Below are 25,328 nucleotides of genomic sequence, written 5' to 3' on the forward strand. Positions count from 1 at the left end.
GTCAGCGCTCCCTGCTCTCGAGGACGGCGGGGTCGGGCACGGTCTCGGTCACATGGTCGGGCCGGGTGGGGCGCAGGACGGCGCGCCCGGTCGCGGGGTCGAGGGTCGCCTCGGGGTCGAAGTCGGCGTCGAGACCGGCGTCGAGACCGGCGTCGGGCTCGATGTCGGGCTCGATGTCGGGCCCCACGTCGGGACCGGCGTCCTCCGGGACCACCGCCGCCGGACGCCCGTCGAACGCGGCCGCCCGGTGGGCGAAGTGGCACGCGGCGGCGTGCGGCACGGCCGCGCCGCGGGCGCCGTCGCCCCGCCCGAGCGGCACGAGCACCGGGTCCTCGGTGCGGCACCGTTCGGGCACGTCGTCGGGGCCGTCGCCGGCCAGGCCCTGTTCCGCGGCGAGCCGCCGGGCGAGCCAGCAGCGGGTGTGGAAGCGGCAGCCGGACGGAGGGTCGGCGGGCGACGGCGGGTCGCCCTCGAGCAGCAGCTCGGTGCCGGCGGACCGGGCGGCCGGGTCGGGCACGGGCACCGCGGACAGCAGCGCCCGCGTGTACGGGTGGTGCGCGCATTTATACACCGCGGGCCGGTCACCCTCCTCGACGACCCGGCCGAGGTACATCACCGCGACCTCGTCGGCGATGTGCTGCACCACGGCCAGGTCGTGCGCGATGAACAGGTACGACAGGCCCAGCTCGTCCTGCAGGTCCTCGAGCAGGTTGATGACCTGCCCCTGCACGGACACGTCCAGGGCGGAGACCGGCTCGTCGCACACGAGGACCCGCGGCTTGACGGCGAGCGCCCGCGCGATGCCGATGCGCTGCCGCTGACCGCCGGAGAACTGGTGCGGGTACCGGTGCACGTGGTCGGGGTCGAGGCCGACCAGCGCGAGCAGCTCCGCCACGGCCTTGCGGCGCCCGGTCCGCGGGACGGCGTCGGGGTGGATGCGGTACGGCTCCGCGACGATCTCGCCCACCGACATCCGGGGGTTCAGCGACGTGTACGGGTCCTGGAACACCATCTGGACGTTCCGGCGCAGCTCGCGGCGGGCGCCGCGCGACATCGTCGACACGTCCTCGCCGTCCACGAGCACCTGCCCGCGCGTCGGCTTCTCGATCCCGACCAGCACGCGCGCCAGCGTGGACTTCCCGGAGCCGGACTCCCCCACCAGCCCGAGCGTGCGGCCGCGCCGCAGCGCGAGCGACACGCCGTCGACCGCCTGCACGTGACCGGTCGTGCGCTTGAGCACGAGCCCCTGCCGCACCGGGTACGACTTGGCCAGGTCGCGCACCTCGAGGACGGCGTCGTCGGACGTCGCAGGGTTCTCAGGCACGGGCGCCTCCCAGGAGCTCGGCGGCGAAGAAGCAGGCGGACGACCGCTCCGGGGCGGCGTCCGCGAGCGGCGGGACGTCGGTGCGGCAGACGTCGCGGGCCATGTCGCACCGCGGGTGGAAGGGGCAGCCCGAGGGCACCCGGCCCGGCACGGGCGGGCGCCCCGGGACGACGGGGAGCCGGTCGCCGTCGGCTCCGGCGTCCAGTCGCGGTACCGAGCGCAGCAGCGCGCGCGTGTACGGGTGGGCCGGGGCGGCGTACAGGTCGCGCACGGGGGCGTGCTCCACGGCCCGCCCGGCGTACATCACGGTGACGTCGTCGGCGACCCCGGCCACGACGCCGAGGTCGTGCGTGATGAGCACCAGCCCCATCTGCCGCTCCGCCTGGATCTCCGCGAGCAGGCGCAGCACCTGTGCCTGGACGGTGACGTCCAGGGCCGTCGTCGGCTCGTCCGCGATGAGCACGTCCGGGTCGAGGGCCAGCGCGGACGCGATCATCACGCGCTGACGCATGCCGCCGGAGAACTGGTGCGGGTACTCGTCCACGCGTCCCGCGGCGTTCGGCACCTTGACGAGGTCGAGCAGCTCGATCGCCCGCCTCCGGGCCTCGCGCCGGGACAGGCCGGACCGCGCCCGCAGGGCCTCGGTGAGCTGGTAGCCCACCGTGTGCACCGGGTTGAGCGCCGCCAGCGCGTCCTGGAACACCATCGCGACGTGCGTCCCCGCGTGCGCGCGGTGCTTGGCCGGCGACAGCGCCAGCAGGTCCGTGCCGCGGTAGCGCGCGCTCCCCCGCACGACGCGCGCCGTCGGCGGCAGCAGCCCCATCACCGCGAGCGAGCTCACGGACTTGCCGCAGCCGGACTCACCGACCAGGGCCAGCGTCCTCCCGGCCTCGACCCGGTAGCTGAGGCCGTCGACGGCGCGCACCGCGCCGTCGTCGGACCGGAACTCGACCGCCAGGTCGTCCACCTCGAGCAGGGTGGCTCCGGCCGTCCGCTCGGTCGGCACCTGCCCCTGCGCGTCGTCGTCGGGCCCGGCCGGGTCGAACGCTCCGCTGATGTCGATCTCCATCCCCGTCATCCCCCTCACCGGAGCCTCGGGTCGAGGGCGTCGCGCAGGGCGTCTCCGAGGACGACGAGCGCCAGGACCGTGAGGATCAGGCACCCGAGCGGGATGAGCAGCAGGTACGGGTAGCCGCCGGTCACCCATTCGGCGCCGTTCGTGATCATGATCCCCCAGCTGATCGCGGGCGGGCGGACGCCGATGCCGAGGAAGGCCAGCACCGCCTCCGCGCTGATCACGCCGGCGATCGCCGTCGGCACCAGCGCCGTGACGGGGCCGATCGCGTTGGGCAGCACGTGCCGCACCATGATCCGCAGGTCGGAAGCGCCCAGCGCGCGGGCCGCCGTGACGTAGTCGAGATTCTTCGCCTCCAGCGTGCTCGCCCGCACGTACCGCGAGTACCCCATCCACCCGAACAGGGTGAGCACGAGCGCAGGCAGCAGGATGACGTCGAAGGCCCCGCTCCCCACGCTCACGTTCCGGAAGAGGGACAGCAGCAGCAGGGCCGCGAGCAGCAACGGGATCACGAGGAACACCTCGATCGTCCGCGACACCACCGTGTCCACCCAGCCGAGGTAGTACCCGGCGAGCAGGCCCAGCACCACGCCGATGACGACGGACGCGCCGACGACGACGAACGCCAGCAGCAGCGACGGGCGGGCGCCGTGCACCAGCTGCGCGAGCATGTCGCACCCGTGCACGTCGGTGCCGAGCGGGTGGGTGGCGCCGAGGCCCTGGGGGCGGGTCTTCGAGTCCCCGATGATGCAGCGCTGCGGGTCGGTGCTGGTGAACAGCGTCGGGAACGCCGCCATCACCGTGAAGAAGACGACGACGAGCGCGGACACGATGACGTCCGGTCGGCGACGCAGCCGGCGCCAGGCGTCCCCGCCGAGCGACGCCGACACGCCCGTGCCCGGCGCGTCCGGGGTGGCGGTTGCCGCTGTGGGCTCAGGCATAACGGATCCTCGGGTCGAGGGCGGCGTAGGCGATGTCGACCACCAGCATCACCGCCACGGTCACGGCCGCGAGGATCGTGACGACGCCGAGGACGAGCGCCACGTCCGTGCCGCGGACCGCCTCCCACAGCACCCCGCCCATGCCGTAGATGTTCATCATCCCCTCGGTGATGACGGCGCCCGCGAGCGCCTCCGTGAAGGTCAGGCCCACCGCCGTCACGACGGGTACGGCCGAGTTGCGCATCACGTGGTGCAGCACGACGTGCCGCTCGTGCAGCCCGCGCGAGCGCGCCGTACGGACGTGGTCCCCCGCATAGGACTCGAGCTGGCTCGCCCGCACGAGGCGGATGAACGCCGCCGACCCCGCGAGGCCCAGCAGGATGCCGGGCACCAGCAGCGTCGCCCAGGAATGGTCGTCGTCGAACGACGGCCGGAACCACAGCGCGGGCAGGCTGTCGGCCCCGAAGGTCTCCGTCGCCCAGGCGTTCAGCGGCACCGCGAACACGTACCGGTACACCAGCAGCAGCACGAAGATGGGGAACGCGTCGATCAGCACCGACGTCAGCCGGATGCCGTGGTCGGCCGAGCGCCCGCGCCACCGCGCCGCCACCGTGCCGAGCCCCATGCCGAGCAGGAACCACACGATCGTCACGACGAGGAACAGCTTGAGGGTGTTCGGAGCCGCGGTCGCGACGATGTCGGTCACCTCGCGCCCGCGCAGGTTGGTGCCGAAGTCGCCCTGCGCGTAGGCGCCCAGGCGTTCCACGAACGGCCCCAGGCACGGGTTGCCGGTCTGGTCGTAGCAGGGGTCGTCGAGGCCGAACCGCGTCTCGACGGCCGCGAGCTGCGCCGCGGTCGGCACCCGCTCGCCGAAGAAGGCGAGCGCGGGGTTGCCGTTGATCTGGATCGCGAACGTGGTGAGCAGGTGCAGCACGAACATCACGAGCAGCAGGGTGGCCACTCCCAGCAGAGAGCGGCGGAGGATGTAGCGGCCCATTCACAGTCTTTCTGGGTGGTGCTGGGAAGGAACGCTGGTCGAGCTTGTCGAGACCGCTGCGGCGATGGTCTCGACAAGCTCAATCAGCGAGGTCACATGCCGTTCGTGACCTCGAGGAGGCGCAGCTTGGGCTCGCCGCTGAACGGGTCGAGGACGACGTTCGAGACGTTCTCGCTGTAGTAGTACGAGTTCACGGAGAAGACGACGGGCACGGTCGGGAAGTCCTCGGCCAGCACGGCCTCGGCCTCCTGGTAGTGCGTCACCGCCTCCTCGAGCGTGGCTGCCTCGTCGCCCGCCGCGATGGCGGCCTCGAAGTCCTCGCTGTAGTACCCGAACTCGGTGTTGCCGTTCTTCGCGTCGCCGCTGGCGTACACCGGGGCCAGGTAGTTCTCGTTCAGCGGGTAGTCCGGGAACCAGTTCGCGCGGAACGGACCCGAGAAGTCGCGGGCCGAGCGGCGGTCGAAGTAGTCCGGCGTCGGGTCCAGCTCGTACGGGATGCCGAGGTTCTCCTGGATGGAGTCGCCGATCGCCTTGAAGAGGGCCTGCTCCGTCTCGTCCTGGCCGAGGTGGATGGTCATCTTCTCGCCGTCGGGCCAGCCGCCGGCCTTCTCCAGCGCCGCCTTCGCGGCCGCGGGGTCGAACTCGCACCACTGGCACGTGCCCGCTTCGCCGCCGGGGACGCCGTCCGGCACCACCCAGCTGTCCGCCGGCACCCGCTCACCGGGCAGGAGCGCGTCGATGATGCCCTGCCGGTCGATGGCCAGCGAGATCGCCTTGCGGAACTCGATGTCCGTCCACGGGCCGTCCTCGTAGAGCGGGAACGCCAGGTAGGTGAGCGCCGCGCCCGGCCCCTCGACGAACCGCTCCTGCAGGTCGGGGTCGTTCTGCGCGGTCGCCAGCTCGGCGGGCGGCGGGACGGCGAAGTCCAGGTTGCCCGCCTGGAAGTCGGGCCAGTTCTCGGTGCCCGCGTACTCGGTCCACTCGATGGTGCCGTAGGTGGGCGTCTCCTCCAGCGAGTAGTCCTCCCACCGGGTGGCCGTGAGGCTGACGCCCTGGTCCCACTGCTCGACCTGGAAGGGCCCGTTGCCGATGGGCTTGACCGCGCACGCCTCGACGTCGTCGAGGCAGGCCTGGGCGACCGGGTAGAAGCCGGTGTAGCCGAGCATCGTGGCGAACCCGGCGAACGGGCCGTTCAGGGTGACCTCGAGCGTCTGCGGGTCCACCACCTCGAGGCCCGACAGCGTGTCGGCGGCGGGCTCCTCGGTCACGTTCCCGTCGTCGTCGGTCTCGCCCTGCATCTCGTCGTAGCCGGCGATCCGCTCGAAGAAGTAGTTGTTCGCCATCGCGTTCGGGCCGTAGGCGGCGTAGTTCCACGCCCGCGCGAACGCTTCCGCATCGACCGGCTCCCCGTTCTGGAACGTCAGGTCGTGCTTGAGCTTGATGGTCCAGACCGTGTTGTCGTCGCTCTCGATGCTCTCGGCGACGTAGTTGTACGGCTCCGTGGTCTCCGGGTCGTACCGGACCAGCCCGTCGTACACGACGTCCAGCACCGAGATGTTGTCCCCCACGTTCGAGTCCATCGGCAGCAGCGTCTCGACGTCCTGCGCGAGCGCCAGCCGGAGCGTCGCGTCCGCGTCGCTCCCCCCGCCGCCGTCCGCACCGTCGCCGCCCTCGTCGTCACCGCCACCGCCGCCCGAACAGCTCGCCAGCACCAGCGTCACCGCTGTCGCCGCGGCCGCCAGCGCGGCCCTTCGCCCCATCGTCACCGGCTTCTCCCCACGTCGTGGTCGCTCCAGGCGCCCTTGCCATGCCGTGTTCACGTCGTCGTGCCCGTCGACCGCGACCCGCTCCTGGGGCACACGACGACGTTGCCGTGGAACATATCGCCATCATGGCCGTCCGTGGTGAAAATCACTGTTAAGGATCAGTAACGATCGATCGCGTGTCGCGTGGCGCGCTGTCACGGCTTGGTCACGACTGCGGGTCGCGCCCTTGACGCCCTCTAGTTACTCGGCAAGCATGCCGCCAGACGAGTTGCTTACTCGGTAATCATGGAGGTCAGGATGTCCGTCAGGCAGGGATTCCTCGCGCTGCTGTCCGAGCGCCCCATGCACGGCTATCAGCTCCGGCAGGAGTTCGAGGCGCGCACGGGCGGCACGTGGCCGCTCAACATCGGCCAGGCGTACACCACGCTGCAGCGACTGCAGCGCGACGGGCTCGTCGCGCCCGTGCCCGACGACGACGAGGGACCGGAGCGCTTCCGACTCACCGACGCCGGTCGCGCCGAGGCCGACGCCTGGTGGCTGCGCCCGGTGGAGCGCAGGGCACCGGCCCGCGACGAGCTCGCGATCAAGCTCGCGCTCGCCGTCACCGTGCAGCCGGAGGGCCACGGCGTCGACGTCGCCGCCGTCGTCCAGCACCAGCGCACCGAGTCGCTGCGCGCGCTGCGCGACTACACGCTGCTCAAGCGCGACGCCGGCGACGACCCCGACGGTCTCGCCTGGTCCCTGGTGCTCGACTCGCTGGTCTTCGCCGTCGAGGCGGAGGTGCGGTGGCTGGACCACGTCGAGTCGACCGTCGCCCAGGCCGCTGCACGACGCGACACCCCTCCGGTGACCGAGCCCGTCGAGCCTGCCCCCTCCGACGCCCGCAGGTCCGGTCCCGACCAGCTCGCCCGGCGGGTCCGGGGCGGTGCGCGATGAATGCCCCGGTGATGCTCCGGATGACGTCGGTGACCCGGGTGCACGGGCAGGGGGCCGCCGAGGTGCACGCGCTGCGCGGCGTCGACCTCGAGGTGCGTATGGGCGAGCTCGTCGCCGTCATGGGGCCGTCGGGATCCGGCAAGTCGACGCTGCTCAACCTCGCCGGCGGGCTCGACACCCCGACGTCCGGCACGGTCACGGTGGGGCGCGACGACGTCGGCACCCTCGACGCGAAGGCGCGCGCCCGGCTGCGCCGCAAGCACGTGGGCTACGTGTTCCAGGACCTCAACCTCGTCCCCGCGCTCACCGCGCTGGAGAACGTCACGCTGCCGCTCGAGCTGGACGGGTCGTCCGCCCGCCGCGCCCGCGCGAAGGCCACCGCCGCGCTCGCGACCGTCGGGCTCGACGACCTCGCCGACCGCTTCCCCGACGACATGTCCGGCGGCCAGGCGCAACGCGTCGCCATCGCCCGCGCCCTCGTCGGCCCGCGCCGCCTGGTGCTCGCCGACGAGCCCACGGGCGCGCTCGACTCCGTCACCGGCGAGGCCGTGATGCGCGTGCTGCGCCAGCGCGTCGACGCCGGGGCTGCCGGCCTGCTCGTCACGCACGACGCGCGGCACGCCGCCTGGGCGGACCGCATCGTCTTCCTGCGCGACGGCGTCGTCATCGACTCCACCGGCGCCGCAGCCGGCCCGGACTCGCTGCTGCACCGCGCGGTGCGCGCGTGAGCGGCCCCGTCGCGCGGTGGCGCGGACGGTGGCGCGTCGCGCTGCGCTACGGATGGCGCGACGCGCGCCGCCACCGCGGCCGGACGACGCTCGTCGCGATCATGGTGGCGCTGCCCGTCGCGGCGGGGTCGTTCGCGACGACCGCGCTGTGGTCGGCGCGCGACACGCCGGAGACCGTCGCGCAGCGCGAGCTGGGCCCCGACTTCCAGGCGGCGCTGTCCGTGACGGGGATCCCGATGTCGCAGACGCCGGATGCGACCAGCCACGGCGGGACCGGCGGCGCGGTGATCGGGCCACGTCCCGTGGCGGCGGTCGAGGCCGACCTGGCCGCGGAGCTGCCCGACGGGGACCGGCTCGTCCGGTTCCTGCGGACCCAGGACGCCGGGTTCGACGTCCACGCCGGCGGCCTGCAGCTCTCGACTCCCGCCGTCCTGCAGGGCGACCTCACCGACCCCGACGTCCGACGCGCGTTCCGACTGCGGGAGGGCGCGCTCCCGTCCGAGGGCGAGGTCGCGCTGTCGGCGTCGAAGGCACGCGAGCTCGACGTCACCGTCGGAGATCGGGTCACGCTCGCGCGGGCGGAGGACGACGAGCTGCCGGCCACCGTGTCGGGCCTGCTCGACGACCCCGCGCCCCAGCAGACGGATCTCCTCTTCCCGGCGGCCGGCCCGCTCGCCCTGCCCGCCACCGCGCCGGGCGAGGACGGCTACGACGACGCCGACGGGCCGCTGTGGTTCGTCGCCGGCGACGTGCCCGTCACCTGGGACGACGTGCTCGCTCTCAACGAGCTCGGCGCGGTCGTCGTGAGCCGTGACGTGCTGTTCTCCCCGCCACCCGTCGAGGCCGTGGAGTTCTACGACGGCCGACCGCCGGAGAGCACGTCCGACCAGCTCCAGCAGTGGGCGCCGCTCGCGGCCGTCGTCGCGGTGGCGCTGCTCGAGGTGGTGCTGCTCATCGGGCCGGCGTTCGCGGTGGGCGCGCGCCGGTCGGCCCGCTCGCTGGCACTCATCGCGGCGGCCGGGGGCACCCGCCGGTCTCTGCGCGCCGTCGTGCTGGGCACCGGGGTCGTCATCGGCGTCGGCGCCTCGGCGGCGGGAACCCTGGTGGGGGTCGGTGCCGCCGCGTTCGTCGTCGTGCGCTGGACGGACGCCGCCCTCGCCGTCCCGTGGGCGCCGATCACCTCGATCTTCGCCGTCGGCGTCGTCCTGGCCACGGGGGCCGCCTGGCTGCCGGCGCGGCGGGCGTCGCGGGCCGACGTGGTCGCGGTCCTGGCCGGGCGGCGCGGGGAGACGTCGTACCGGCGCTGGCCGGTGGTCGTCGGCACCGCACTGGGCGTCGTGGGCTTCGCGGGCGCGCTCGCGGCAGGTCTCGCGGGCCAGGCCATGGGCGTCGCGGCGGGGGTCGTGGTCGGCGAGCTCGGCCTGGTCTTCGCGTGCGGCGGGATCGTCGCCGCTCTCGGCCGTCTGGCGCGGCACCTGCCGCTGACCTGGCGCTTCGCGCTGCGCGACGCCGCGCGCCACCGCGGCCGCACCGCGCCCGCGCTGGCGGCGGTGCTGGTCGCCGTCGCCGGCGCCAGCGGCGGGCTGGTGTACTCGTCCTCCCAGACCGCGCACGACCAGCGCTCGCAGGCTCCCGTCGCGGCGCCCGACGTCCTGGTGATCGGCGCCGCGGACCCCGAGACCGACTCGCAGCTCACCCGCGAGCAGGGCGACCGGGTGCAGGACGTGGTGCACGACGTCCTGCCCGACGTCGGCCGGCTCTATCCCGTGACCGTGCTGCGCGGGCCGTACGACGGCTCGACGGCGACGAGCGTCGGCGTCGCCGCGTCCGGCTCCCCCGAGGGCGGGTACCACGAGCTCACGACGGGGATCGTCGGGCCGGTCGTCGACGACGGCACCCTCGTCCCCCTGCTGGGCCTGCCGTCGCCCGACGTCGCCGCGGCCGCCCTCGCCGCGGGCCGGGCCGTCGTCCTGGCCGGGACGGAGGACGACGACGGCACCGCCGCGCTCGACGTCGTCACGTGGGACACCGATGCGCAGGAGCCGACCGGTCACCGCTCCGTGCGTGTCCCGGCGACCGGCGTGGGCGACCCGCTCGGGCCCTCCAACGCCAACTTCCCCGTCGTTCCGGCGTCCGCGGCCCAGGCCACGGGCACCTCCCCCGCGCTGGGCGGGTTCGTCGCGATGCCGGGCACGCCGCCCGGGGAGGCCGAGCGCCAGACCCTCCAGGCCGCGCTGGACGAGGAGTTCCCCGGCACCGACGTGGGGAGCTGCACGGTGTGCGTGTCCGTCGGCGCGGACCCGCAGCCGTACGGGTCCCCGCAGTGGCTCAGCACGCTGCTCATCCTCGGCAGTGCAGGCATCCTGGCCCTCGCGGCGGCGTGGATCGTGGCGGCGCTCGCGGCGACGGAGTCGCGCCCGGACCTGGCCACACTGGCCGCGGTGGGCGCCGCCCCGACCACGCGCAAACGGATCGTGGCCGCCCAGGCGGGCACGGTGGCGGTGATCGGCAGCGTGCTCGGCGGCGCGTCGGGCGTCGCGCTGGGGGCGGCGTTCGTCCTGTTCGAACGGTTCCGGTACGCCGAGCCGGACCCGCGCTGGACGGTCGAGGTGCCCTGGCCGGTGCTGGGCGCGACGCTGGTCGTGCTGCCCTCGCTCGCCGTGACGGCGGCGTGGCTGGTCACCCGTTCGCGGCTGGTGCTCACCCGTCGCCTGGCGAGCTGACACCCGTCGGACTGCCGCCGTGGTCAGTCGCGGCCCGCGTGCAGCTCACGGGCGAGGTCGACGACGGCGGCCGTCACGTCGTCGAGCACCCGCGCCGTGCGCTCGGGGTCGCCGTCGACCTCCAGGGAGTGGTCGCCGCCGTCCACCTCGAGGACCCGCGCGCCGGACGTCGCGGCCAGACCGCCGTCCCAGAGCGCGTCGGCCGTGCCGCCGGCCAGGAGAGCCGGTGCGCCCGTGGCCCCGAGCCCGGCCACGGCGGCACGCACCTCCGGCGCCCGGTCCGCGGTGAGCAGCGGCGTCAGCCACGCGCCGGGCAGCCCCAGCTCGACGGCGACGGGCAGCGCCAGCGTGCCGAGCGACTTCGCCAGCACCAGGTGCACGGCCGGTGCCGGTGCGGCAGCGACGCCGTCTCGCAGCACGTCGGCGTACACCCGCCGCGCGTCGTCGAAGTCCGGGCGCCCGCCGTCCCAGACGACGGTCCGCACCGTCCAGCCGGCGGCACGCAGGGCAGCGGCCGGCTGCGCCAGCACCGGCCCCTGCGCCGTGTACCCGACGCCCGGAAGCACGGTCAGCACCAGCCCCTGGTCGCCGGCGTCCAGCACCACACGATGATCAGTCACCGGTCGAGCCTGTCACGACCCGACCCACCACGGCCGGAAGGCAAGAAGCGGCAGGTCGGGGAATCGCGCGCACGGTAGTCAAACCCGAAGTGGAGGGCGCCCTGGCGCCCGAGAACGCTACCGTGCGCGCGATTCCCCGTCCCGCCGTCCACCGTGACCGGGTTTCGACAGGCTCAACCGGCGGATCGGCGGGACAGGCTCACCCAGCGACCCGCGCCACCACCCGGTCCAGCGCGGCGACGGCGTCGTCCAGCACGGACTCGTCGACCGTCAGCGCCGGCCGGAACCGCACGGACCGCTCCCCGCACCCGAGGATCAGGAACCCCTCGGCGTGCAGCCCGGCGAGGACGGCGTCGCGCGCCGCGCGGGAGGGCAGGGACACGGCGCACATCAGCCCGCGTCCGCGCGGGTCGGTGACGACGGCGGGGTGGGCGACGGCCAGCGTCTCGAGCCGGGCGAGCAGACCGGCCCCGACGCTCGCGGCACGCTCGATCAGCCCTTCGGCCTCGATCACCTCGAGGATGCGGCGGGAGCGCACCATGTCGGCGAGGTTTCCGCCCCAGGTGGAGTTGATGCGGGAGGAGACGCGGAAGACGTTGTCGTCGATCTCGTCGACGCGTCCGCCGGCCATCACGCCGCACACCTGGGCCTTCTTGCCGAACGCGACGACGTCGGGCTGGACGCCGAGCTGCTGGTAGGCCCAGGCGGTGCCGGTCATGCCGACGCCGGTCTGCACCTCGTCGAGCACGAACAGGGCGTCGTGCTCGTGGCACAGCGCCTGCATGGCCTGGAGGAACTCCGGACGCAGGTGATGGTCGCCGCCCTCGCCCTGGATCGGTTCGGCGACGAAGCACGCGATGTCGTGCGGGTGCGCCTCGAAGGCGGCGCGCGCCTCGGCGAGCGCCTGCGCCTCGAGCGCCTCGACGTCGTGCGGCGTGCCGTCGGCGTCGCGCCCGGGGTAGGGCGCGCTGATGCGCGGCCAGTCGAACTTGGGGAAGCGGGCGACCTTGCCCGGCTCGGTGTTGGTGAGGGACATCGTGTAGCCGGAGCGGCCGTGGAACGCGTGCTGCAGGTGCAGCACCTTCGTGCCCAGCTCGGGCGAGCGGCCGTGCGCCTCGTTGTGCCGCGACTTCCAGTCGAACGCGACCTTGAGCGCGTTCTCGACGGCGAGGGCGCCGCCGTCGACGAAGAAGAGGTGCGGCAGGGCGGGGTCGCCGAGCACGCGGGCGAAGGCGTCGACGAACCGGGCGAGCTCGACCGTGTAGACGTCGGAGTTGGACGGCTTGTTGATCGCGGCGCGCGTGAGCTCTTCGCGGAACAGCGGGTCGCGGAACAGGGCCGGGTGGTTCATGCCCAGGGGGTTGGAGGCGAAGAAGGTGAACAGGTCGGTCCACTCGCGGCCGTCGCGGGCGTCGACGAGGGTCGAGCCGTGCGAGCGTTCGAGGTCGAGGACGAGGTCGAAGCCGTCCACGAGCAGGTGCTCGCGCAGCGACTCGAGGACGGCGGTGGCCTCGATCGAGCCGCCGACGCTGGGGGCCGTGCGCTGAGAGATTGTCTCGGTCATACCCCGAAGGTAGAGGAGAACTTCCTGCGCAACCAGAGTTCAGCCGGAAGAAGTTTGGTCATCGGGCGAGCGGGCGCCCTTCGAAGTATGTCCGGAGTACCACGGTGGACCGGGTGGACACGCTCGCCTCGCGGCGGATCACCCCGAGCAGGTCCTCCAGCGCGCTCGGCGACGCGACGCGCACCAGCAGCATGTAGTTCGCGTTGCCGGCCACCGACCAGCACGACTCGATGCCGGGCACGTCACGCAGGCGCTCGGGGGCGTCGTCGGCCTGCGACTGGTCCAGCGGCGTGATCTCGACGTATGCCGCGATCGGCAGCCCGACGGCGTCGGGGTCGACGACGGCGCGGTACCCGGTGATCACCGCGCGCGCCTCGAGCTTGCGCACCCGCGCCTGCACGGCGGACTGCGACAGCCCCGTCACCCCGGCCAGGGCCGCCAGGGTCGCGCGGCCGTCCTCGCGCAGCGCGCGCACGAGGGCGCGGTCGACGTCGTCCAGCACGTTGTCGGTCATGTGTCGCTCATCCCGCCACCTCTGCGGACTCCAACCAGGCCATCTCGAGCTCCTCCTTCTCGGCGCCGAGCCCCCGGAGGCGCTCGTCGAGGGCTGCCACCGCGGAGTAGTCCGTCGGGTCGGCGGCGATCTGCTCGTGCAGAGTGTTCTCCTCGTCCGCGATTCGAGCCAACCTACGTTCAATCCGTGAGATTTCCTTCTTGGCGGCGCGCACCTCCGCGGCGGACGCCCCGACCTCCGGTACCACCGGTCGAGCGACCTCACCGGTCGTGACGGGCTCGACCGGCGGGGCGCCGCCCGCGCCCGCGCGCCGGAGCTCCAGGTACTGCTCCACCCCGCCCGGCAGGTCGCGCAGCGCGCCGTCACCGAGCAGCGCCCACTGCCGGTCGCACACCCGCTCCAGCAGGTACCGGTCGTGCGAGACGACGATCAGCGTGCCGGGCCACCCGTCGAGCAGGTCCTCGACGGCGGCGAGGGTGTCCGTGTCGAGGTCGTTGGTGGGCTCGTCGAGCAGCAGCACGTTCGGCTCGGACACGAGCAGGCGCAGCAGCTGCAGGCGCCGCCGTTCGCCGCCCGACAGGTCGCGCACGATCGTGTGGGCGCGTTCGCGGGTGAAGCCGAGGCGCTCGGTGAGCTGCCCGGCGGTGAGCTCCTTGCCGTCGACGACGACGGTGCGCTTCTCCTGATCGACCACCTGGACGGCGGTGAGATGGCCGAGGTCGTCGAGCTCGCCGACGTCCTGGGTGAGCTCCGCGACGTGCACGGTCTTGCCCCGACGGACCCGTCCGGAGTCGGGCTCGCGCCGCCCGGCCAGCAGCGCGAGCAGGGTGGTCTTGCCGGCGCCGTTCACGCCGACCACGCCGTACCGGTCCCCCGGCCCGAGACGCCAGGTGACGTCGTCGAGCAGCACGCGCCGACCGCCGGCGTCGCGCGGGCCCGCCTCGTGCCCGTCCCGCGCCGGCACCGCGACGGTGACGTCCTCGAGGTCGAGCACGTCCTTGCCGAGGCGGCGCGTGGCCATCTGGGTGAGCTCGAGGCTGTCGCGCGGCGGCGGCTCGTCGTCGATGAGCGCGGCGGCGGCGTCGAGCCGGAACTTGGGCTTGGACGTCCGCGCGGGGGCGCCGCGCTTGAGCCACGCCAGCTCCTTGCGCAACAGGTTGTTGCGCTTCTCCGCCGCCGTCGCGGCCTGCCGGCCGCGCTCGGCACGCGCCAGGATGTAGGCGGCGTAGCCGCCCTCGTACCCGTCGACCCCGCCGGTCCCGTCGCCCCGCACCTCCCAGGTGCGCGAGCACACCGCGTCGAGGAACCAGCGGTCGTGCGTGACGACGACGAGCGCGCCCGTGGCACCGGGCCGGCCGTAGCGGGCCGCCAGGTGCTCGGCGAGCCACGCGACGCCCTCGACGTCGAGGTGGTTGGTGGGCTCGTCGAGCAGCAGCACGTCGGGGTCCTCGACGAGCAGCGCCGCGAGCGCGACGCGGCGGCGCTGCCCGCCCGAGAGCGTCGTCGCCGGCTGGTCGAGGTCGAGGTCGGCCAGCAGCCCCGCGTGCACGGTGCGGATGCGGGCGTCGGACGCCCACTCGTGCGTCGCGTCGTCGCCGTGCACGAGGTCGCGGATCGTCGCCGCGTCGTCGTCGACGTCGCGCTGGACGAGCATGCCCAGCCGCGAGCCGCCCACGCGCGTGACGCGACCGGCGTCCGGCGCCTGCGTGCCCGCGAGCAGGCGCAGCAGGGTCGACTTGCCCGCGCCGTTGGGCCCGACGACGCCGATGCGGTCGCCGTCGTCGAGCCCGAGCGAGACGCCGGAGAGGAGGGTGCGGGTGCCGATGGTCAGCGCGATGCCGTCGGCGCCGAGGAGATGTGCCACTCCACGAGGGTAGTCACTGTCGGGGACCCCTCCGGTCGGGCCGGTCGGGACCCGGTGGTCCCGACCGGCCCGGCCGAGGGAGTGCTCAGTAGAGGATCGACGCCTTCTCGCGCGGCCACGCGAGGGTGGCGTAGATCTGCACCATGGCCGCCTGCTCCAGCAGCTCGGTGTGCTCGTCGCCGGCGTTGAAGAGCCCGGTCCCGGCGTCCCGCGCCTCGCGCCACTGCGTGTCCGCGTAGTCGGCCATCGCGTCGCGGTAGGTGTGCCCGCCCGTCACCGACTCCAGGAGCAGGAGGTTCTTGAACCAGATGGAGTTGAAGAACATCGGCTGTCCGGCGAGCCGGCCCTCGGTCACGTAGAAGCGGTACGAGGCCGCCGCGATCGCCTCGGCCTTCTCCAGGTACCGCTCCTGGCCCGTCGCCTCGTACAGCAGCGTGTACGTGCCCAGCGGGACGCCCTGGTTGTACGACCACTGCGTCCGGTCGATCGACCCGTCGAGCTTGACGTTGTCCCAGTACAGGCCGTTCGGCGCGAGCAGGTGCTCGTCCGTCCAGCCGACCATCCGCTCGGCCCAGTCGAGGTAGCGCTCCTCGCCGGTGAGCATGTACAGGCGCGTGGCGAGCTGCGCCCCGGGCATGGTGGACACGGTGTTGCGGTCGGTGCTCCACGGCGCCTGCGTCCAGAAGACGCCGCCCGGCGCCGGGTGACCCGGGTCGGTGTCCCAGCCGGAGACGACGAGCTCGAAGATCTCCTCGGCCCGCTCGAGCGCCGCCCGGTCGCCCGTGGCCAGGTGCTGCTGCACCTTGGCCAGCGCGACCCACTCGTTGTCGTCGTAGAAGATGTCGCCTCCGTCCCCGTACGGCGCGCGCGCGTAGGAGTCGTACGCCGGGAGCCCGGTGGTGCCGCCGCCGGCGTTCCAGAACCGCTCCTGGCCCGCCGCCCTGTCGGCGAGGTCGTCGACGAACGACCGGCCCGCGGCCCCGGGCAGCCCCGTGAGGTCGAGCGTCGCGACGTGCGCCTGGGAGAACGGCCACTCGTACGAGTAGGGGCGGTCCTCGGCGCCGGACGGGTAGCGCTCGCGGTAGAGCCCCGACCCGTCGCCGGTGTACAGGTGCTCCTGCATCGCCTCGTAGCTGGCCACGGCCCGGGCCTGCTGCGTGCGCGGCGACGTGCCGCTCCCGCCCTCCGCCGCGGACGCGGGCACTGCCGCGCCCAGGACGCACGCCAGCGCGGCGACCGTCCCGACCGCTCTCGCCCCGGCTGCTCTGGTGAACCTCATCGTTCTCTCCTTTGCTCGGTGGTGCTCGGGCCTCGCGAGGGAGTGCGAGTCTCCGCGGACTACCTCGCGGAGACTCGCACTCCTTCGCGGTGGATGACTTCAGCGGCGCACGCGCAGCGTGACCACCTGGAACGGCGTCAGCTCGAGGAGCACGTCGCCACCGTCACGCTCCGGGGTGGCGACCGGCCGCTCGAGCAGGTCGGTCACCTCGACGTCCGTGTGCGCGAACGCCGGGGTGACACGGGCGCGCGCCCGGCCGCCGAGGCTCTCGTACAGCCGCACGACGACGTCGCCGCTGCCGTCCTCGGCGAGCTTGACCGCCTCAACCACCACCGCGTCGTCGTCGACGACGACCAGCGGCTCGACGCCGTGGTCCCCCGCGACGACCCGCTCGGGCAGGTTGAGCGCGTAGCCCGCGTGGACGGCGTCGTCGATGCCGGCACCCACCACGAGCTCGCAGGTCAGCTCGTGCTCGCCCTGGTCGGCGTCGGGATCGGGGAACATCGGCGCGCGCAGCAGGGAGAGGCGCACGGTGGTGCCGCGCGCGCCCTGGGCGTCCGTCGCGTCGTCGGCGCGGGTGCGCGTGATGTCGTGCCCGTAGGTCGAGTCGTTCGCGACGGCGACGCCGAAGCCGGGCTCGCCGACGTGCACCCAGCGGTGCGCGACGGTCTCGAACCGCGCGTGGTCCCACGACGTGTTGACGTGCGTGGGCCGGTGCACGTGCCCGAACTGGATCTCGGACGTGGCGCGATCGGCGCGGACGTCGAGCGGGAACGCGAGCTTGAGCAGCTTCTGCCGCTCGTGCCAGTCGACGCGGGTCCTGATGCGCAGCCCGCGGCCGTCGGCCGCGAGCGCGAGGTCCTGCTCGACGCGCGAGGACCCGAACTCCCGCAGCACGCGCAGCGCGGGGCCGGACGCGCCGTCCACGACCTCGACCTTCGCGGCGTCGGCCAGGTCGGTGGTGCTGTGCCTGTAGTGCTCGTCGATGTCCCACGCCTCCCACTCGTTGGGGACGTCGCGGTGCAGCTGCAGCAGGTTGGCGCGGGTGCCCGGCAGGATCGCCTCGCGGCCGCTCGCGCGGTCGACGGCGGACACGACGTGGCCGCCGCCGTCCACGACGACGCGCACCAGGTCGTTCTCCAGCACCCAGCCGTCGCCGTCCGGCCCGGGAACCGGGGCCACCGTCGCCGCGCCGCGCGCCGCGTCGAGGGCCGTCGCGCCGAGCGCCGCGACGCCGTCGCGCGCGAACGGCCCGGCGTTGACGGCGACCGGTCGGTCGCCGTCGCCGACCAGCGCGCGCAGCGCCTCGTCGATGATCTCCTCGAGCTCGCGCGCCACGTCGGCGTAGTTGCGCTCCGCCTCGCGGTGCACCCAGGCGATGGACGACCCGGGCAGGATGTCGTGGAACTGCTGCAGCAGCACGGTGCGCCACAGGCGCTGCAACCGCGCGGCCGGGTACTCGGCGCCGGTGCGCACCGCGGCGGTCGAGGCCCACAGCTCCGCCTCGCGCAGCAGGTGCTCGCTGCGGCGGTTGCCCCGCTTGGTGCGGGCCTGCGAGGTGTACGTGCCGCGGTGGTACTCCAGGTACATCTCCCCGGTCCACGTGGCGGGCGCGGCGTACTCGGCGCGCGCGGCGTCGAAGAACGACTGCGAGTCGGACAGCTCCACCCGCGGCGAGCCCTCGAGGTCGTGGGTGCGCCGCGCGGCCGCGACCATCTCACGGGTGGGGCCGCCGCCGCCGTCGCCGTAGCCGAAGGGCACGAGCGACGTGTTGGCGCGGCCCTTCTCGGCGTACTGCCGCTCGGCGCGGGCGAGCTCCTCGGCGGACAGGTCCGAGTTGTAGGTGTCCACGGGCGGGAAGTGCGTGAAGACGCGGCTGCCGTCGATGCCCTCCCACCAGAACGTGTGGTGCGGCATCCGGTTGGTGTCGTTCCACGAGATCTTCTGGGTGAGGAAGTTGTCGCTGCCCGCCAGCCGGGCGAGCTGCGGCAGTGCGGCCGTGTACCCGAAGGAGTCGGGCAGCCACACCTCCTGGGGCTCCACGCCGAGCTCCTCCATGAAGTACCGCTTGCCGGCCACGAGCTGGCGCGCCAGCGCCTCGCCGCCCGGCATGTTGGTGTCGGACTCGACCCACATGCCGCCCACCGGCACGAACCGGCCCTCGGCCACCCGCTCGCGGATCCGCTCGAACAGCTCGGGGTAGTGCTCCTGCACCCACGAGTACTGCTGCGCCGAGGAGCAGGCGAACTTCACGTCCGGGTCCTCGTCCATGAGCGACAGCACGTTGGAGAACGTCCGGGCGCACTTGCGCACCGTCTCCCGGGTGGGCCACAGCCACGCGGAGTCGATGTGGGCGTGCCCGACGGCATGCACCCGGTGGGCCGACGTCGTGGCCGGGGCGGCGAGCGCGGTCGCGACCGCCGCGCGCCCCGCCGCGGCGGTACCGGCCACGTCGTCGGGGTCGACGGCGTCGAGCATGTCCTCGAGCGCCCGCAGCACCTCGGCGGCGCGCGGGCTGGTGGCGGGCAGCACCCGCACCAGGCCGTGCAGGGCGCGCACGTCCTGCAGCAGCTCCCACGCGGTCTGGTCGACGAGGGCCACGTGCATGGTGCGCAGCGCGTAGATCGGTGCGGGCCCCGAGGTCTCCCAGGCGCCCATCGGCGTGGGCCGCGTCCACGCACCGCCCGGCACGTCGGGGTTGGCGGCGGCCTCGACGTAGAGGTCGACGCGGCCGGCGGCGTCGAGCGCCTGCCCGGCGACGAGCGGCACGTGCTGGTTGCGCGGCTCGACGGCCTTGACGATCCGGCCGTCGGGGGTCCACGCGGTGCCCTCGGCCTGGAAGCCGGGGCCGGCGCCGGTGAAGCCGAGGTCGACGACGAGCTCGACGCGGGTCCCGGCGGGAGCGGCGTCCCCGGCCCACTCCGCGGGGACGGTTCCGGTCACGTGGAACCACGTCGTGTCCCACGGGCGGCCCCACGGGGTACCGAGCGCGAAGGGCTCGTAGGTCGCCGCGACGGCCTCGGCGAACGGCACCGGCTCCCCGCCGACGGTCCACGCCTCGACGTCGAGCGGCCGGGTCTCGCGCAGGACGGCGGGCTCCAGCCAGTCCTTCACGAAGCGCTCGAGACGCATGGTGGTACGGGTGGTGGTGTCGTGCATGGATCAGGCTCCTGGTGACGGGGTCGGGCAGATGGAACAGGGGGCGCGTCAGCCCTTGACGGCGCCGGCGAGCGCGAACGAGCCGCCGGACAGCCGGGAGACGAGCACGTACAGGGCGACGGCCGGCAGCGCGTAGAGCATCGAGTAGGCCGCGAGCTGGCCGTACGCCACCGAGCCGTACTGGCCGAAGAACGCGAAGATGCTCACGGCCGCCGGCTGCTTCTCCGGGGTCAGCAGCAGCACGAAGGGGACGAAGAAGTTCCCCCACGCCTGGATGAACACGAAGATGAAGACGACGGCGATGCCGGGCCGCATGAGCGGCAGCACGATGGTGCGCAGCGTGGTCATGGCCGACGCGCCGTCGGTCCACGCCGCCTCCTCGAGGGAGATCGGCACGGAGTCCATGAAGTTCTTGGTCATCCAGATCGCCATCGGCAGCGACGTCGCGGCCATGAAGAACGTGGTGCCCGGCAGCGAGTCGAGCAGGTTGAGCCGCACGAACAGCGAGTAGACCGGCACCATCATGGCCGTGATCGGCAGGCAGGTGCCGAACAGCACGGCGTACAGGAACGGCTTGTTGAAGCGCATCCGGTAGCGCGACAGGGGGTACGCCGCCAGCACCGACGCGACCACGGTGATGAGGCCGGTGCCGGCGGACAGCAGGAACGAGTTCGCCAGCGGCACCCACGTCTGCTCGGGCGTCATGACGGCCGTGTAGTTCGCGAGGGTGAACTCGTCGGGGAGCCGGACGGCGAGGGTGGCGCTCGCGTCGAGCGACGCGAGCACGATCCAGCCCAGCGGCAGCAGGAAGCACACGCCGACGACGACGAGCACGGCGTTCGACAGGACCCGCGCGGCGCGCGGCCCGGGGGCGGCGACGGACGGCGTGGGCCGTCGTCGTGCGGGCGGCGCGGCGGCGACGTCGGGCACGGGCGAGGGCGCGGGGACGGTCTGGGCCATCAGTCGACCTCCGGCTTCAGGCTGCGGATGTACACGACGGAGAAGACGGCGCCGATGACGAGCATCACCGTGGCGATCGCCGTGCCGTAGCCCACCTGCGCGAACTTGAACGCCTCCTGGTAGGCGAGGATCGGCAGCGTCGAGCTGTCGGTGCCGGGGCCGCCGCCGGTCATCACGTAGATGAGCGTGAACACGGACAGCGTCTGCAGGGTCGTGAGCATGAGGTTGGTCGAGATGCTGCGCCGGATGGTGGGCAGCGTGACCCACACCAGGCGCTGCACGGCGTTCGCGCCGTCCACCGTCGCGGCCTCGGTGATCTCGGGCGGCACCTCCGCGATCGCTGCGGAGTAGACCATCATCGAGAACGCCGTGCCGCGCCAGATGTTGGCGAGGATGACAGCGAGCATCGGGTACTGGAACAGCCAGTCGGGGCCGGTGATCCCGACGCCCGCCAGCAGGGAGTTCAGGGTGCCCTCGGCGTGGAAGAACGCGTAGGCGGCGAACGCGGCCACGATCTCGGGCAGCACCCACGCCGTCACGACCAGCGTCGAGACGACGCTCCGCACGGGCCCCCGCGCGGAGCGCATGAGCATGGCCAGGCCGAGCCCGGCCACGTTCTGCCCGATCACGGCCGAGGCGATGACGAACAGGACCGTCAGCCACAGGGCCTTCGGGAAGTCGGGGTCGCTGAGCAGCGCGACGTAGTTGTCGAGCCCGACCCACTCGGGCGCGAGGGCGTTCGGGCCGGTGAGCGCGGCGTTGGTGAACGAGCCGTAGAACGACCACACCACGGGGCCGAGCATGAACAGCGCGAGCAGGACGACGGCGGGCAGCATCGGGACGAGGCGGCCGGCGGTGCGGCGCACGGGAGTGCGGCGCGCCGGCGACGGCCCCGCCCCCGGCCCCCCGGCGGGAGCGGGGGCGAGGGTGGTGGTCATGTCGTCAGCCGTTCGTCGTGTTCTCTTCGCCGACCTGGGCGATCACGGCCTTGTCGTAGACGGCGGCCGCCTCCTCGGGCGACTGCTGGCCGGTCATCACCGACTCCATCGCGACCTGGATCGCGTTGGAGATCTGGGCGTAGTCGGAGGTGGCGGGGCGGAAGTTCGTCACCTCGACGAGGTCGGAGAAGAACGGCACCGTCGGGTTCGCCTCGGAGTACGACGGCTCCTCGGCGACGTCCGTGCGCACCGCGATCTGGCTGTTGTCGATCGCGAACCGCAGCGAGTTCTCCTTGTCGAGCGCGTGCGTGAGGACGTCGAACGCCACGTCGGGGTTCTTCGACCCGGAACCGATCGCCATCGTCCACCCGCCCGACATGCTCACCGCGCCGGGGGCCTGGCCCTCCTGGGTGGGCATCGCGGCCGTGCCCATGACGTCGGTCCACTCGGGCCAGGGCGCCGTGCCCGCCTCGAGCCAGGTGCCCGGCATCCACGAGCCGTCCAGGGAGATACCGAGCTTGCCCTGCGGCAGCCACTCGGCCGAGACCGTGTTGCCGACGTTCGGGTCGAGCGCCTGCTGCGGCGTCGGTGCGAGACCCTCGGTGTAGATGGTCTTGATGAAGTCGAGCGAGTCGACGAACTCCTGCGACCCGACGGTCCACTTCGACGACCCGGTGTCGTAGAGCGTGCCGCCCGTGCCGTACAGCAGCATCTCGAAGCCCTGCATCGTGGAGCCCTCGCCCATCGGCTTGCCGGAGTACACGTTGAGCGGGATGACGTCCGGGTCGGCCTTCTTGATCGCGCGCGCGGCCTCCAGCAGCTCGTCCCAGGTCTTCGGCGCCCAGTCCTCGGGCAGGCCCGCCTTGGCGAGCACCTCCTTGTTGAACCACAGCCCGCGCGTGTCGGTGCCCATGGGGACGCCGTAGGTCTTGCCGTCGTCGCCCAGCCCGGCCTGCTTGGCCTGGTCGACGAACTGGCCCCAGTCCTCCCACTCGGCGAGGTAGTCGTCCATCGGCAGGAGGTACCCGGCCTCGACGTCCGACTTGATCATGAACGTGTCCTCGTACATGAGGTCGGGCGCCGTGCCGGGGGCCCGGTTCATGAGCGCGAGCTTGGTGAAGTAGTCGTTCTGGCTGGCCTCGATCGGCACGAGCTCGATGGTGACGTCCGGGTTCTCCTTCTCGTACTCGGCCTTGACGTCCTTGAACAGCTCGTCGGCCTGCGTGAAGTTCCCGAACTTCTGGTAGGCGATCTTGATCGTCGCGTCTCCGTCGGCGCCCTCGCCGCTCCCCGAGCCGCAGGCTCCGAGGGTGAGGACGAGCGCCGTGACCGCGGTGCTTGCGGCGAGGGGTCGTGCCAGTCGCATGGTGCTCCTTTGCCCACATGAGTGGCCCGACGACGCCGGGCCGGCTGACGGAATAACTCAAGCGAATTGAGTTATTCGTGTCAAGGGCCCGCGCGCGACGTCTCGAGGTCCGGTTCCCGGGTTGCTCCGGCCGGGCTACGTGTGGGCTACGGGTGGGCGACGGCGCGCGTCGCGACGCCACCGACGAGCCCCGACGGCCTCGGCGTGAACAGCCCGTCCAGCACCAGGCTCGCCGCGCCCACGGCACCGACGTGCTCGCCGACGGCGGAGCCCAGCACCTCGACGGCGTGCACCTCGCGCAGCGTCGCCTGCAGCGCGAGCTCGCGCCGCACCACGGGCAGGTAGTGCGGGGCGAGCCGTGCCCACGCCGGCCCGCCGAACACCACGACTCCCGCGTCGACGAGGTCGGCCACCACCGTGATCCCCCGCGCCACCCGCCGCGCGGACACGGCGAGGATCCCCGAGGCGACCGCGTCCCCGTCGGCGGCGGCGCGGCACAGCTTCGTGAGGGCGGCGTCGAGCTCGCTCGGCGTCGACGCGGGCGTGCCCCGGGGCAGCACGCCTGCCGCGACGGCCTCCGCGACCAGGGTCGACGGCGCCGCGGAGATCCCGATGCAGCCGCGGTTGCCGCAGCCGCACAGCGGGCCGTCGTTGTCGACCACCAGGTGCCCCACCTCGCCCGCGTTGCGCGACGAACCCGCGAGCAGCTCGCCGTCGTGCGCCACCGCGACGGCGACGCCGAAGCCCGTGTAGAAGAAGAGGGAGGTGCCGCGCAGCATCCGGTTGCCGCGCCACAGCTCGGCCACCATCGCCGCGGACACGTCCTTGTCGAGCACGACGTCGAACCCGGTCGCGGCGGCCAGGAGGTCGCGCACGGGCACCTCGTCCCAGCCGTCCAGCAGGGGCGGGCGGATCACCGTGCCTGCCGCCAGGTCCACCGGCCCGGGGGCGGCCACGCCCAGCCCGAGCACGGCGGACCGGTCGACGCCCGCCCGGTCGAGCATCGCCGCGGTCGCTCCGGCGACGGCGTCGGCCACCGCTCCGGGGCCGTCGGGGGTCGGCTCGACGACCTTCTCCATGGTGCGCCCGTCGAGGTCGACCAGCACCGACGTCACGACCACCGGGTCGATGTGCACTCCCAGCGCGAACGCGCCCTGCGCCTCGAGGTAGAGCATCGTGCGGGGCTTGCCGCGACCCTCGGCGCGCCGCTCCCCCTCGACGACGTACCCCAGCGCGATCAGCCGGGCCACGATGTTCGACACCGCCTGGAGCGACAGCCCGGTGCTCGCCGCGAGCTCGCTGCGGCTCGAGCCGTCCGGCGACCGCCGCACCTGGTCGAGCACCACCATCTGGTTGAAGCCGCCCACCCGCGGCAGGTTGGTCCCGCGTCGCACCGTGTCCTCACCTCGCCCGTCCGACGTGCCTGCAGCGTAGACGTCCGGCGCGGGGAAACGTTCTCCACGGCCATCCTCCGGGCCGCTACAGTGCAGCCCGACCCCGCAGTGCTGCCGGCAGTCCCGGAGGAACCCGATGGCCCAGTTCGACCTGCCCGTGCCCGAGCTCGAGGCCTACGCCCCCGAGATCGACGAGCCCGCCGACTTCGACACGTTCTGGTCGCAGACGCTCGTCGAGAGCCGCGCGCACGACGCCGCCCCGACGCTGGAGCGGGCGGACACCGGCCTCACGGAGCTCGTCGTGGACGACCTGACCTTCCCTGGTTTCGACGGGCAGCCGGTCAAGGCGTGGCTGACCCGGCCGGCGCGCCACGACGCCGCGGCCGACGCCCCGCTGCCCGCGGTCGTCGAGTTCGTCGGCTACGGCGGCGGGCGCGGGTTGGCGCACGACCACCTGAGCCTCGCCGCCGCGGGCTACGCACACCTCGTCATGGACACGCGTGGCCAGGGCTCGGGCTGGGGCCACGGCGGCGACACCCCCGACCCTGTGGGCAGCGGGCCGGCCTCCCCCGGCTTCATGACCCGCGGCGTCCTCGACCCCGCGACGCACTACTACCGCCGCGTCTTCACCGACGGGGTGCGGGCCGTGGACGCCGTGCGCCGCGTCGAGGGCATCGACCCCGCGCGCGTCGCCGTCGCCGGCACGAGCCAGGGCGGCGGCATCGCGATCGCCGTCGCAGGCCTGGTGCCCGACGTCGCCGCCGCCGTGCCGAACGTGCCGTTCCTGTGCCACTACCGCCGCGCCGTGCAGATCTCCGACGCGTTCCCGTACGGCGAGATCACGCAGTACCTGGCCGTGCACCGCGAGCACGAGGACGCCGTCTGGCGCACGTTCTCCTACCTGGACGGCGTGTCGTTCGCGCGTCGCGCCCGCGCGGCCGGGCTCTTCTCGACCGCCCTGCGCGACGACGTCTGCCCGCCGTCCACCGTGTACGCCGCCTACAACCAGTGGGGCGCGCTCGGCGAGACGGCACCGGACAAGGCGATCGACGTCTACCCCTACAACCGCCACGAGGGCGGGCAGGGCTACCGCTTCGCCCCGGCCCTCTCCTGGCTGGCGAAGCACCTCTGACCGCGAGGTAGTGCGGGTCGCGCCGAGGTAGTTCGAACTACCTCGGCG

19 protein-coding genes are annotated in these 25,328 nt (G+C 73.4%); 4 read left to right on the top strand and 15 right to left on the bottom strand.

Annotation, left to right across the window (positions count from 1 at the left end):
- Nucleotide 1: 1 nt before the first annotated feature.
- The 5 genes from B5Y66_RS02215 to B5Y66_RS02235 all read right to left on the bottom strand — a co-directional run bounded on the left by B5Y66_RS02215 (nucleotide 2) and on the right by B5Y66_RS02235 (nucleotide 6,196).
- The gene (locus B5Y66_RS02215) at nucleotides 2-1,324 is read right to left on the bottom strand and encodes an ABC transporter ATP-binding protein (RefSeq protein ID WP_079570339.1); all 1,323 of its coding nucleotides are present in this window, start codon (nucleotides 1,322-1,324) and stop codon (nucleotides 2-4) included.
- Entirely contained in the window at nucleotides 1,317-2,393 is a 1,077-nt protein-coding gene (locus B5Y66_RS02220) for an ABC transporter ATP-binding protein (protein WP_079570342.1), read from the bottom strand. Before B5Y66_RS02220 ends, B5Y66_RS02215 begins: the two co-directional genes overlap by 8 nt.
- A 14-nt stretch (nucleotides 2,394-2,407) precedes the next feature.
- Nucleotides 2,408-3,340 carry an ABC transporter permease gene (locus B5Y66_RS02225; protein WP_079570345.1) on the bottom strand — a complete coding sequence of 311 codons (933 nt, stop codon included), beginning with the start codon at nucleotides 3,338-3,340 and terminating at the stop codon, nucleotides 2,408-2,410.
- On the bottom strand, nucleotides 3,333-4,337 hold the full coding sequence (locus B5Y66_RS02230; protein ID WP_079570348.1) for an ABC transporter permease: 1,005 nt from the start codon (nucleotides 4,335-4,337) through the stop codon (nucleotides 3,333-3,335). Before B5Y66_RS02230 ends, B5Y66_RS02225 begins: the two co-directional genes overlap by 8 nt.
- 92 nt (nucleotides 4,338-4,429) lie before the next feature.
- Nucleotides 4,430-6,196: a peptide ABC transporter substrate-binding protein gene (locus B5Y66_RS02235; protein ID WP_079570350.1), complete on the bottom strand. Its 1,767-nt coding sequence runs from the start codon at nucleotides 6,194-6,196 to the stop codon at nucleotides 4,430-4,432.
- Between the two features lie 204 nt (nucleotides 6,197-6,400).
- On the opposite strand from B5Y66_RS02235, the gene B5Y66_RS02240 reads away from it, so the two are divergent.
- From B5Y66_RS02240 to B5Y66_RS02250, 3 genes are read left to right on the top strand one after another with little or no spacing between them, the layout of a single operon-like run.
- Nucleotides 6,401-7,039: a PadR family transcriptional regulator gene (locus B5Y66_RS02240; protein ID WP_079571694.1), complete on the top strand. Its 639-nt coding sequence runs from the start codon at nucleotides 6,401-6,403 to the stop codon at nucleotides 7,037-7,039.
- Entirely contained in the window at nucleotides 7,036-7,767 is a 732-nt protein-coding gene (locus tag B5Y66_RS02245) for an ABC transporter ATP-binding protein (RefSeq protein ID WP_079570353.1), read from the top strand. Before B5Y66_RS02240 ends, B5Y66_RS02245 begins: the two co-directional genes overlap by 4 nt.
- Nucleotides 7,764-10,490 carry an ABC transporter permease gene (locus tag B5Y66_RS02250; RefSeq protein ID WP_079570356.1) on the top strand — a complete coding sequence of 909 codons (2,727 nt, stop codon included), beginning with the start codon at nucleotides 7,764-7,766 and terminating at the stop codon, nucleotides 10,488-10,490. Before B5Y66_RS02245 ends, B5Y66_RS02250 begins: the two co-directional genes overlap by 4 nt.
- 23 nt (nucleotides 10,491-10,513) lie before the next feature.
- Here the strand turns inward: B5Y66_RS02250 and B5Y66_RS02255 are convergent, their stop codons facing one another.
- The 10 genes from B5Y66_RS02255 to B5Y66_RS02300 form a co-directional block, all read right to left on the bottom strand.
- Entirely contained in the window at nucleotides 10,514-11,110 is a 597-nt protein-coding gene (locus tag B5Y66_RS02255; RefSeq protein WP_139820676.1) for an alpha/beta hydrolase, read from the bottom strand.
- 199 nt (nucleotides 11,111-11,309) lie between these two features.
- Nucleotides 11,310-12,674 (bottom strand): L-lysine 6-transaminase, encoded by a 1,365-nt coding sequence (gene lat / locus B5Y66_RS02260; protein WP_079570362.1) that lies wholly within the window; start codon nucleotides 12,672-12,674, stop codon nucleotides 11,310-11,312.
- 58 nt (nucleotides 12,675-12,732) lie between these two features.
- Nucleotides 12,733-13,188: an Lrp/AsnC family transcriptional regulator gene (locus B5Y66_RS02265; RefSeq protein WP_079570365.1), complete on the bottom strand. Its 456-nt coding sequence runs from the start codon at nucleotides 13,186-13,188 to the stop codon at nucleotides 12,733-12,735.
- A 7-nt stretch (nucleotides 13,189-13,195) separates the two neighbouring features.
- Complete coding sequence (locus B5Y66_RS02270; protein ID WP_079570368.1) at nucleotides 13,196-15,052, bottom strand: ABC-F family ATP-binding cassette domain-containing protein; 1,857 nt, start codon at nucleotides 15,050-15,052, stop codon at nucleotides 13,196-13,198.
- A gap of 85 nt (nucleotides 15,053-15,137) precedes the next feature.
- Complete coding sequence (locus B5Y66_RS02275) at nucleotides 15,138-16,331, bottom strand: glycoside hydrolase family 76 protein (RefSeq protein ID WP_079570371.1); 1,194 nt, start codon at nucleotides 16,329-16,331, stop codon at nucleotides 15,138-15,140.
- A gap of 99 nt (nucleotides 16,332-16,430) precedes the next feature.
- A complete protein-coding gene (locus B5Y66_RS02280) occupies nucleotides 16,431-19,490 on the bottom strand; it encodes an alpha-mannosidase (RefSeq protein WP_079570376.1) in 3,060 nt (1,019 codons plus the stop codon).
- A gap of 48 nt (nucleotides 19,491-19,538) precedes the next feature.
- Nucleotides 19,539-20,450 (bottom strand): carbohydrate ABC transporter permease, encoded by a 912-nt coding sequence (locus B5Y66_RS02285; RefSeq protein ID WP_079570379.1) that lies wholly within the window; start codon nucleotides 20,448-20,450, stop codon nucleotides 19,539-19,541.
- Complete coding sequence (locus tag B5Y66_RS02290) at nucleotides 20,450-21,388, bottom strand: carbohydrate ABC transporter permease (RefSeq protein ID WP_079570382.1); 939 nt, start codon at nucleotides 21,386-21,388, stop codon at nucleotides 20,450-20,452. The genes B5Y66_RS02285 and B5Y66_RS02290 overlap by 1 nt, the downstream gene beginning before the upstream one ends.
- A gap of 4 nt (nucleotides 21,389-21,392) precedes the next feature.
- A complete protein-coding gene (locus B5Y66_RS02295; protein ID WP_079570385.1) occupies nucleotides 21,393-22,754 on the bottom strand; it encodes an ABC transporter substrate-binding protein in 1,362 nt (453 codons plus the stop codon).
- 146 nt (nucleotides 22,755-22,900) lie between these two features.
- On the bottom strand, nucleotides 22,901-24,148 hold the full coding sequence (locus B5Y66_RS02300; RefSeq protein WP_079570388.1) for an ROK family transcriptional regulator: 1,248 nt from the start codon (nucleotides 24,146-24,148) through the stop codon (nucleotides 22,901-22,903).
- Nucleotides 24,149-24,284: 136 nt separating this feature from the next.
- Between B5Y66_RS02300 and B5Y66_RS02305 the strand changes: the two genes are divergently transcribed.
- Nucleotides 24,285-25,280, top strand: coding sequence for an acetylxylan esterase (locus tag B5Y66_RS02305; RefSeq protein WP_079570391.1), 996 nt, complete (start codon nucleotides 24,285-24,287; stop codon nucleotides 25,278-25,280).
- The last annotated feature ends 48 nt before the right edge of the window (nucleotides 25,281-25,328 follow it).

Origin of the sequence: Krasilnikoviella flava, from assembly GCF_900167525.1 — a bacterium.
Classification (GTDB): domain Bacteria; phylum Actinomycetota; class Actinomycetes; order Actinomycetales; family Cellulomonadaceae; genus Isoptericola; species Isoptericola flavus.

Bases quoted from the DNA above. Each gene is read 5' to 3' on its own strand.
- B5Y66_RS02290 (WP_079570382.1), bottom strand. From the start codon at position 21,388: ATGACCACCACCCTCGCCCCCGCTCCCGCCGGGGGGCCGGGGGCGGGG.
- B5Y66_RS02285 (WP_079570379.1), bottom strand. From the start codon at position 20,450: ATGGCCCAGACCGTCCCCGCGCCCTCGCCCGTGCCCGACGTCGCCGCC.
- B5Y66_RS02275 (WP_079570371.1), bottom strand. From the start codon at position 16,331: ATGAGGTTCACCAGAGCAGCCGGGGCGAGAGCGGTCGGGACGGTCGCC.
- B5Y66_RS02225 (WP_079570345.1), bottom strand. From the start codon at position 3,340: ATGCCTGAGCCCACAGCGGCAACCGCCACCCCGGACGCGCCGGGCACG.
- B5Y66_RS02305 (WP_079570391.1), top strand. From the start codon at position 24,285: ATGGCCCAGTTCGACCTGCCCGTGCCCGAGCTCGAGGCCTACGCCCCC.
- B5Y66_RS02230 (WP_079570348.1), bottom strand. From the start codon at position 4,337: ATGGGCCGCTACATCCTCCGCCGCTCTCTGCTGGGAGTGGCCACCCTG.
- B5Y66_RS02240 (WP_079571694.1), top strand. From the start codon at position 6,401: ATGTCCGTCAGGCAGGGATTCCTCGCGCTGCTGTCCGAGCGCCCCATG.
- B5Y66_RS02295 (WP_079570385.1), bottom strand. From the start codon at position 22,754: ATGCGACTGGCACGACCCCTCGCCGCAAGCACCGCGGTCACGGCGCTC.
- lat (WP_079570362.1), bottom strand. From the start codon at position 12,674: ATGACCGAGACAATCTCTCAGCGCACGGCCCCCAGCGTCGGCGGCTCG.
- B5Y66_RS02245 (WP_079570353.1), top strand. From the start codon at position 7,036: ATGAATGCCCCGGTGATGCTCCGGATGACGTCGGTGACCCGGGTGCAC.
- B5Y66_RS02265 (WP_079570365.1), bottom strand. From the start codon at position 13,188: ATGACCGACAACGTGCTGGACGACGTCGACCGCGCCCTCGTGCGCGCG.
- B5Y66_RS02280 (WP_079570376.1), bottom strand. From the start codon at position 19,490: ATGCACGACACCACCACCCGTACCACCATGCGTCTCGAGCGCTTCGTG.
- B5Y66_RS02220 (WP_079570342.1), bottom strand. From the start codon at position 2,393: ATGGAGATCGACATCAGCGGAGCGTTCGACCCGGCCGGGCCCGACGAC.